Annotated in this window: 8 protein-coding genes; 5 read left to right on the top strand and 3 right to left on the bottom strand. The window is 57.7% G+C overall.

The genetic code is table 11. The features are described 5' to 3' along the window. From PMI22_RS01355 to PMI22_RS01340, 4 genes are all read left to right on the top strand, one after another. On the top strand, positions 1–2,194 hold a 2,194-nt coding region (locus PMI22_RS01355; protein ID WP_007949228.1), incomplete at its 5' end, for a multicopper oxidase domain-containing protein. Between the two features lie 23 nt (positions 2,195–2,217). Continuing rightward, entirely contained in the window at positions 2,218–3,249 is a 1,032-nt protein-coding gene (locus PMI22_RS01350; protein WP_007949229.1) for an SCO family protein, read from the top strand. Between the two features lie 104 nt (positions 3,250–3,353). Then, on the top strand, positions 3,354–4,847 hold the full coding sequence (locus tag PMI22_RS01345) for a sensor histidine kinase (RefSeq protein ID WP_007949232.1): 1,494 nt from the start codon (positions 3,354–3,356) through the stop codon (positions 4,845–4,847). Continuing rightward, a complete protein-coding gene (locus tag PMI22_RS01340) occupies positions 4,816–6,246 on the top strand; it encodes a sigma-54-dependent transcriptional regulator (protein WP_007949234.1) in 1,431 nt (476 codons plus the stop codon). Before PMI22_RS01345 ends, PMI22_RS01340 begins: the two co-directional genes overlap by 32 nt. A 3-nt stretch (positions 6,247–6,249) precedes the next feature. Here the strand turns inward: PMI22_RS01340 and PMI22_RS01335 are convergent, their stop codons facing one another. Next, positions 6,250–6,636: a hypothetical protein gene (locus tag PMI22_RS01335; RefSeq protein WP_007949236.1), complete on the bottom strand. Its 387-nt coding sequence runs from the start codon at positions 6,634–6,636 to the stop codon at positions 6,250–6,252. A 166-nt stretch (positions 6,637–6,802) separates the two neighbouring features. Between PMI22_RS01335 and PMI22_RS01330 the strand changes: the two genes are divergently transcribed. Further along, positions 6,803–7,612, top strand: a complete 810-nt coding sequence (locus PMI22_RS01330; protein ID WP_007949237.1) for a class I SAM-dependent methyltransferase — start codon at positions 6,803–6,805, stop codon at positions 7,610–7,612. A 13-nt stretch (positions 7,613–7,625) separates the two neighbouring features. Here PMI22_RS01330 and PMI22_RS01325 read toward each other — a convergent pair whose 3' ends face one another. Together PMI22_RS01325 and PMI22_RS01320 are read right to left on the bottom strand one after the other, a co-directional pair. Then, the gene (locus tag PMI22_RS01325) at positions 7,626–7,934 is read right to left on the bottom strand and encodes an addiction module antidote protein (protein WP_007949238.1); all 309 of its coding nucleotides are present in this window, start codon (positions 7,932–7,934) and stop codon (positions 7,626–7,628) included. Between the two features lie 2 nt (positions 7,935–7,936). Next, entirely contained in the window at positions 7,937–8,230 is a 294-nt protein-coding gene (locus PMI22_RS01320) for a type II toxin-antitoxin system RelE/ParE family toxin (protein WP_007949239.1), read from the bottom strand. Positions 8,231–8,500 lie beyond the last annotated feature (270 nt).

An 8,500-nucleotide genomic window follows, 5' to 3' on the forward strand; every position in this document is an offset into this window, starting at 1 on the left:
CACCCGCCATATAGGCTCGTCGGCTGAAGGTCGTCCGCCAGGAAAGGGCTGGTCGCATCAGCGCTGGAACGAGTTCTACCCGCAATTGGCCTACAAAACCGTGCAAACCGGGGCGAGGCTCAACAGCGGCTGGCGTGACAGCCTGCAGATGCACCACTACGCCGTGGGCGAGTTCGGCCCCGGTGGCCTTTATCACAACGTCGCCGGCGTGCCGGCAACGGATGGCACCTCCAAAGGCGTTGATGCGCGCTTCCACCCGAACATGCCGGTGCAGAATCACAACTCGGTCTGGACCTTCGACGGCACCCTGCCGCCGAAATTGCTGATGGTGCGTTATGGCCAACCAGTATTGATGCGCCACTACAACGGCTTGCCGATCGACCCGGCGGCCAACATGGGTTTTGGATTGCACACCATCAGTACCCACGAACACAACGGTCACGCACCGGCGGAAAGCGATGGTTATGCCAACGCGTTTTTCTTCCCGGGGCAGTATTACGACTATCGCTGGCCGATCCAGCTGGCCGGTTACGACACCATCAACACCGACGCGCATGATCCACGCGCGGCGTTCCCTTGCTCGCCGGGCGAAACCCTGTGGACCAACGACGTCACCCCGAGCCGCAAGACGTGCGAGAACGGCACGATCAAGATCCGTGGAGACTGGCGTGAAACCATGAGCACCCACTGGTTCCACGACCACATGCTCGATTTCACCGCGCAGAACGTCTACAAGGGCAACGCGGCGATGATGAATTACTACAGCGCCCTGGACCGTGGCAACGAATCGGTGAACGACGGCGTCAACCTGCGTTTCCCCAGCGGCAGCGCCTTGCCCTGGGGTAACCGCGACTACGACGTCAACCTGGTGTTCGGCGACAAGGCGTGGGATCAGAACGGTCAGTTGTGGTTCAACCCGTTCAACACCGACGGCTTCATCGGTGATCAGGTGCTGGTCAACTGGCAATGGAAACCGACCCTGGATGTACGCGCCCGCAGCTATCGGTTCCGCATGCTCAACGGTTCGGTGTCGCGCTACTTCAAGTTCGCCCTTGTCCGTGAAATCAAAGGCACCAGTGGCGAGTTCCAGGGACCTAGAGGCTCGGGTGTGTCCTATGCCCGCGTGCCGTTCCACATGATTGCCAACGACGGCAATATCATGGAACACAGCGTGCCTTTCGACGGCACCATGGACCTCGACGCCGATGGCGATAAACAGAACCACAACGCCATCCTGCCGACCCAAGGCATTGCCGAGCGCTTTGACATCATCGTCAACTTCGCGAAAAACGGCATCAAGCCGGGTGACAAGGTGTTCTTGGTCAACCTGCTGGTGCATGACGATGGTAAAGGCCCGAAAGAGCCGGTGTCGCTGGCCGACGTGCTCTCCGAAAATTACAAAGCGGTGATCAAGCAAACCAGCAAAGGGCCAATGTGGGACAAGGGCGACCCGGCGGTGGGCAAGATCTTGCAACTCAACGTCAAGCCCTACACCGGTCAGGACCTGAGCATGGACCCGGTCGCTTATGAACCGGCCAAACCGGGTAAAGCCGAAGGCCTGGTGATGATCCCGCTGAAGATCCATCGCGACAATGCGGCCGACAAGTCGCTGCTGGCTCAGGCACGTCACCGCACCTTCACCTTCGGCCGCTCCGACGGTACCGACGAAGCACCCTGGACGGTCAAGACCGATGGCGGCTTTGGCTTCCACATGGACCCGCGTCGTTTGAACGCCGCGACCCAGCTGGCTAACGGTCCCACCGATGCCGGTGCCGCCGGTTTCGGCACGCTGGAAGTCTGGAATATAAAGGCCGGCGGTACAGGCTGGAGTCACCCGGTGCATGTACACTTTGAGGAGGGGATCATCCTCAGTCGCGGCGGCAAGGCACCACCGGAATGGGAAAAATGGGCGCGTAAGGACGTGTACCGCATCGGTTCGGAAAAAGACGGTCTGGACAGCGTCGAGATGGCCATCAACTTCCGAGAATTCGCCGGGACCTACATGGAGCACTGTCATAACACTCAGCATGAAGACAACTCGATGCTGCTGCGTTGGGACATTGAGAAACCCGGGCAATTCCAGTTGATGCCAACACCGCTGCCCAGCTGGGATGGTGTGCGCTACGTCAACTCCGCCGCGCTGCCAACCTTCCGTTCTGGCGACGGTTCTGGCCCTAAAGTGACGGTTAAATAATGAAACACCGCGAGGGAGCCGACATGGACATGAACGTGAACATGAAAACACCGCGCTCCCGCGCCCTGGGCATGCACCTGGTATTGGTACTGGTGACGTGTCTGTTGGCCAGTCAGGTGCTGCTGGCCCATGAAGGTGTGCTGTCGCCGCCGCAGGAACCGGAGCCGGCGACACCCTGGGGCGGCGATTATTTCCCTAATACCCTGCTGACCGACCAGGACGGTCAGCAGGTGCGTTTTTTCGATGACTTGATCAAAGACAAAGTGGTGGTGATCAACTTCATCTTCACCACGTGCAGTGACTCCTGCCCACTGGAAACCGCGCGCCTGCGCCAGGTGCAGAAGCTGCTTGGCGACCGGGTCGGACAGGACATTTTTTTCTACTCCATCAGCATCGACCCCTTGAGCGACACACCTGAAGTGCTCAAGGCCTATGCGCAACGCTTCCAGGTCGGACCGGGCTGGAAATTCCTCACCGGGGAATTTGCCGATGTCACTGACCTGCGCAAAAAACTCGGACTGTTCATTGAGGGCGTCGACAACGGACGCAACAAGGACCACAACCTGAGTCTGATCGTCGGTAACCAGAGCACCGGTCGCTGGATGAAAGCCTCACCGTTCGAGAACCCATGGATTCTCGCCGATCAGTTGGCCAACACCTTGCAGAACTGGAAAAAACCCAGCACTGGAGAAAGCTACGCCAATGCCCCGGAAATTCGTCCGCCCAGCAACGGCGAAGAACTGTTCCGCACCCGCTGCGCGTCGTGCCACAGCCTGGGCCCGATGGACGGGCAGGGCATCGGCATGCGCAGCATCGGCCCGGACCTGATTGGCGTGACCCGTCAACGTGACCCGGCCTGGCTCAACCGCTGGATTCGCGAGCCGGACCGCATGCTGAAGGAGAAAGACCCGATTGCCGTGGAGCTGTTTGAACGTTACGACAAAGTCCCGATGCCCAACCTGCGTCTGGATGAGAAATCCGCGCGATCGATCATTGAATTTTTGCAGGAAGAAACCGACCGCCAGCAACCGTTGAAAGCGGCGCAGGCGCAGTAGCGGCTAAATAATATCATTGGGTCAGAGACAGTCACGTTCAATGCCACCTACACTGATCGGTGACATGGCTGAACAGGCTTGATGCGAGTATTCAGGACAACCCTATGCCGACACTGGAACAACAAAAAGAATCGGCGCCAGCCACGCCGACAGCACAGGGCCAGAACCGGATGGGGCAGTTCAATCTGCTGCGCTGGTTTTCCGTGGGCAGCTTCGTGATCATCGCCCTCGTCGCGGCGGGGCTTGGCTATGTTTCCACGCGTTTTGTCGTCATCGAGAGCATCGAGCGCGATTCGTTGCTGACCGCGCAGTTCCTTCAGGCCATTGGTGCTGCCGAAATTCGTCATGCCTCGATCAGCCCGAACAGAACCATGGGCGAAATGCTCGACCCGCGCCTGGACAACGCCTATCCCGACGTGTCCCCGACAACCCGCGCGTCTGCGCGTTCGGAGTTTCTCGATCATGTGGAGCATCTGCCGGATATTTTGCTGGCGACGGTGTACGCGCAGGATCGTACCGTGGTCTGGTCGACGAACCCGGAGCTGATCGGCGAACGCATCGAAGGCGATGAGGAGCTGGACGAATCGTTTGAAATGAAGGAGTCGGTGTCCTCCAGCTACCACGAGATCGACGTTGAGCGTCCCGAACAGAGGCTGCTGCGCGAGCCGGAATACCTGTTCATCGAGAATTACATCCCGATGTTCAATGCGGACAAAAGCAAAGTGGTCGCCATGGTCGAGATCTACAAGGAACCGGTGGACCTGGTGGCGCGCATCCAGCGTGGTTTCAAGGCCATCTGGCTGGCGACCGTACTCGGCGGTCTGGTCATCTATCTTGGGTTGTTCTGGATCGTGCGCCAGGCCTCCTTGTTGTTGAAGAGCCAGCAAAAGCAATTGATTACCAATGAAACCTTCGTTGCATTGGGGGAAATGTCCTCGGCGGTCGCGCACAGCTTGCGCAATCCGCTGGCGAACATTCGTACCAGCGCCGAGATGGCCCAGGGCATCGCCAGCCAGAGTGCGCAGAAGAACATCGGCGACATCATCAATCAGGTCGATCGCATGTCGCGCTGGGTCCGGGAGTTGCTGGTGTCGTTGCGGCCCATGAATGACGACTACGAAACGGTCGATCTGGTACTGGCCATTGATGACACCCTGAGTGCTTTCGAGGCGCTGATCAAACGTTCGAACGTGGAAGTGGACTTCACGCCTGAAACTTGCCCACCGGTCGTCAGCCAACAGGTGCTGCTGACACAAATACTCAATAGCCTGTTTGCCAACGCCCTGGAAGCGATGCCCAAGGGGGGCACGCTGAAGATTGAGATCGAACAGCCACAGGCCGGCAAGGTGCGCATGATTCTCAGTGACACCGGCAAAGGCATGACCAAGCAACAGCAACAGATGGTCTTCAAGCCGTTTTACACCACCAAACAAGGAGGGTTAGGTGTAGGCCTGGCCCTGGTCAAACGAATAATGGAGCGTTTCGAAGGCTCGGTCGAATTGACCAGCCAAGAGCAGGAAGGAACCCGCGTCTGTCTCAATTTTAGAGTGGCAACGGGAGGGGAATATGGAGCGCAGCATATTGCTGGTCGAGGATGACGAAATCCTCGCCGAGAATATACAGACCTACCTGGAGCGCAAAGACTTCGAGGTAACGGTTTGTCACTCTGCTGAAGATGCACTGGAGCAATTAAGTACGTTTGCCCCTGACGTGGTGCTGACCGACAACTCGTTGCCGGGCATGAGTGGTCACGACCTGATCCAGAAGCTGCGCGTCAGCGCGCCGGATCTGAAAGTGATCATGATGACCGGCTATGGCAATGTCGAAGATGCCGTGGTGGCGATGAAAGAGGGCGCTTTTCACTACGTCACCAAACCGGTGGCCTTGCCTGAGCTCAAGTTGTTGCTGGACAAGGCGCTGGCGACCGATCGCATGGAGCGCACGTTGTCGTTTTATCAGGAACGTGAGGCGCAGAAGTCCGGCGTGCAGGCGTTGATCGGCGAATCGGCACCGATGAATTATCTGAAAAATACCATCGCCCAATTGCTCGACGCCGAGCGACGCATGGCCAACACCGACCTGCCGCCGGTACTGGTAGAAGGTGAGACGGGCACCGGTAAAGAACTGGTGGCCCGGGCGCTGCACTTCGACGGCCCGCGCAGCAAAGGCCCGTTCATTGAATTCAACTGCGCGTCGATCCCCTCCAACCTTGTGGAGTCGGAACTGTTCGGCCACGAGAAAGGTGCCTTTACCGACGCCAAGGACCGTCGTGTCGGCCTGGTGGAAGCCGCCGATGGCGGTACGCTGTTTCTCGATGAAATCGGTGAAATGGACTTGTTGTTGCAAGCCAAGCTGCTGAAGCTGCTGGAAGACCGGACCATTCGCCGAGTCGGCTCGGTGAAAGAGCGCAAGGTCGATCTGCGCGTGATCAGCGCCACCAACTGCAACCTTGAGCAAATGGTCCAGCAGGGCAAGTTTCGCCGTGACCTGTTCTTCCGTCTGCGGATCATTTCCATCAAGGTGCCGCGTCTGTATGCCCGTGGCGAAGACATTCTGCTGTTGGCCCGGCATTTCCTGGGGAGTCACGGCAAACGCTATGGCAAGCCGAACCTGCATTTCAGCGATCAGGCGGAAGAACTGCTGCTCAGCTACAGCTGGCCGGGCAATGTGCGCGAGTTACGCAACATGCTTGAGCAAACGGTGCTGCTGGCCCAGAGCGATACCATCGCCGCACACCAGCTAAACGTTTGCCTGAGCCTGGTGGATGACCCGCCGATGTATCAGCATGAGCCACAACACCACGAGCAGCGACCGGCCTACAACGGCACCGAGTCGATGAACCTGCCCGAAGTCGAGCGCGACATGGTGCGCAAGATGCTCGACAAGACCGACTGGAACGTCACCAAGTCCGCCCGGCTGTTGGGCCTGAGTCGCGACATGTTGCGCTACCGGATCGAGAAACTCGGCCTGGCACGCCCGGATAAACGCCAGTGGTAGGCTTTATTGCAACATCGGGCCCTGACGACTGAGACACTCGAGTGTGCAGCTCGGGTCGAGGACTTCCTCGTTCACGTACACGCCATGCACGGCATCGTACGTGCGGATAAACACCCGAACGGAGGCATCGGCGAGTGTCGGCAATTGTGAATCGTAGAACACGTGCTCGCTTGAAATCGGGATGAACTCCTTTGGCGAGGTCGGGATATATGAACCTGGCGGTACTGTACTCATGGAGGGTGGGGCGGGGTGGGCGAAGGGTTGGTCGGCCCCGTAATACTGGAACTCACTGCTGTAGTCGGTGGTAGGCGTCAGGCGGTCGTCTGCGTGGGCGGCGCTTGTAACAACCAGGCAAACAGTGAATAGCAGCGTCAGATCGGTCTTTTTCATGGCAACACCTGTGTAATCGGCTTCGCGCAATTCCCCAAGGCCATTAACTATAGCTGCCGTACGGGCACGCGTTTGCCGTGCCCGGTTTACAAGATTCCAACAGGCTTTTTTACAGGCTGAGCTAGACTCGTGCCGGTCAAACAAGGTCTGAGTTCTGGAGCGTGCAATGGAAATGCCGACAAAAGAAACTGCCATCGCCAGCAACCGCGAGGCGTGGAACGATTCCGCCAGACATCACAAAGAGACCCGCGAATGGCAAGATATTTTGAGTGCCGTGGGTCAGAGGGACTTTTCCTGCCTTGATCCGACGTTGACCGGCGTGCTGGAGCACGTGGGCGTTGATGGCAAGGACGTGGTGCAACTGGGCTGCAACAACGGCCGCGAAAGTCTCTCACTGTATGCGTTGGGTGCCCGTAGCGTGGTGGGCATCGATCAGTCCGCAGCGTTTCTCGATCAGGCCCGGGAGTTGGCGTCGCACTCGCCTTATGCACCCGAGTTCATCGAGGCGGACATCCATCATTTGCCGAGCGCGATGCACCATCGTTTCGACGTGGCCCTGATCACCATCGGCGTCTTGAACTGGATGCCGGACATCGGTGAATTCATGCGTCACGTCGCGCAAACCCTCAAGCCCGGCTGCGCGCTGGTGGTATACGAAACCCACCCGTTCCTGGAAATGTTCGATCCAGAGTCAGCTGATCCGTACCGCCCGGACAGCTCGTATTTTCGCAGCGAGCCATTCGTGCAGAATCAGCCGATCGTCTACGAAGGCAAGGTCGAACAGCAGGCCGCCACTTCATACTGGTTCGTCCATACCCTGGGCGCCATCTTCACCGGCGCCCTTGACGCGGGGTTGCACATCAGCCACTTCAAGGAATACCCGCACTCCAACCGTGAAGAACTGTATGACCGGTATGAGCGGCAAGCGGCGCAGTTGCCGATGTGTTTTACGTTGGTGGTGAAGCAAGCTATTTAACCCGAAGCGACTCTCAGTGAGCCGAGTGATTTACCGAATGACCCGGCTGAGCACAGAGATCAATTCCAAGGGCATGAATAACCTTCAGGACAGTATCAAAACGAGGCTTGGCACCCGGAGCGAATGCCTTATACAGGCTTTCGCGTCCCATACCCGAGTCCTTCGCTATTTGTGTCATTCCTCGTGCTTTTACCACATAGCCGATAGCACGAAGAAACTCCTCGTTGTCGCCGTCGGCCAGCACTTGGGAAAGGTACTCGCTGATAGCTTCGTCGCTGTCCAGCAGCGCCGCCATATCGAATGAAGTCAAAGTCTGGCTCATGTTTAAACCTCCTTTGCCAATTTTTTCGCCCGCCTGATGTCAGCGGATTGCGAAGATTTATCTCCACCGGCTAACAGCACAATGACGACGTTGTTTCGCATGGTGAAGTAGACCCGATAGCCGGCACCAACGTCCACGCGCATTTCGGAAACACCATCACCCACGGATTTGATATCGCCCAGATTGCCCACAGAAGCACGGTCAATGCGACGAGCGATAGCTAATTTTGCCCGCAAGTCGCGAATTGAGGCATGCCATGCCACAAAGATCATAGTTTGTTGAATGAGATATTTCATTACTCAAATGTATCCATTTGGATACGCTAGAGCAGTCAGGCGGATCCTTGGCTACATGCGTTTTTTCCGAGAGCTGTGTAGGCAACATGATCCCCATCGCGAGCAAGCCCGCTCCCACATTTTAATCTTCACCGGACACAAACTTTCTGACCGCCAAAGATCTCCTGTGAGAGCGGGCTTGCCCTAATGCCAGTCAGTTAAGCCGAACCGCACTTTGTAGCAGCTGGCGAAGCCTGCGTTCGGCTGCGCAGCAGTCGTGAAATTAGCCGA

This window comes from Pseudomonas sp. GM21, assembly GCF_000282215.1.
GTDB lineage: Bacteria > Pseudomonadota > Gammaproteobacteria > Pseudomonadales > Pseudomonadaceae > Aquipseudomonas.

Excerpts from the sequence above, each read along its gene's own strand:
- PMI22_RS01340 (WP_007949234.1), top strand. The coding sequence starts at position 4,816 with ATGGAGCGCAGCATATTGCTGGTCGAGGATGACGAAATCCTCGCCGAG.
- PMI22_RS01325 (WP_007949238.1), bottom strand. The coding sequence starts at position 7,934 with ATGAGCCAGACTTTGACTTCATTCGATATGGCGGCGCTGCTGGACAGC.
- PMI22_RS01335 (WP_007949236.1), bottom strand. The coding sequence starts at position 6,636 with ATGAAAAAGACCGATCTGACGCTGCTATTCACTGTTTGCCTGGTTGTT.
- PMI22_RS01330 (WP_007949237.1), top strand. The coding sequence starts at position 6,803 with ATGGAAATGCCGACAAAAGAAACTGCCATCGCCAGCAACCGCGAGGCG.
- PMI22_RS01345 (WP_007949232.1), top strand. The coding sequence starts at position 3,354 with ATGCCGACACTGGAACAACAAAAAGAATCGGCGCCAGCCACGCCGACA.
- PMI22_RS01350 (WP_007949229.1), top strand. The coding sequence starts at position 2,218 with ATGGACATGAACGTGAACATGAAAACACCGCGCTCCCGCGCCCTGGGC.
- PMI22_RS01320 (WP_007949239.1), bottom strand. The coding sequence starts at position 8,230 with ATGAAATATCTCATTCAACAAACTATGATCTTTGTGGCATGGCATGCC.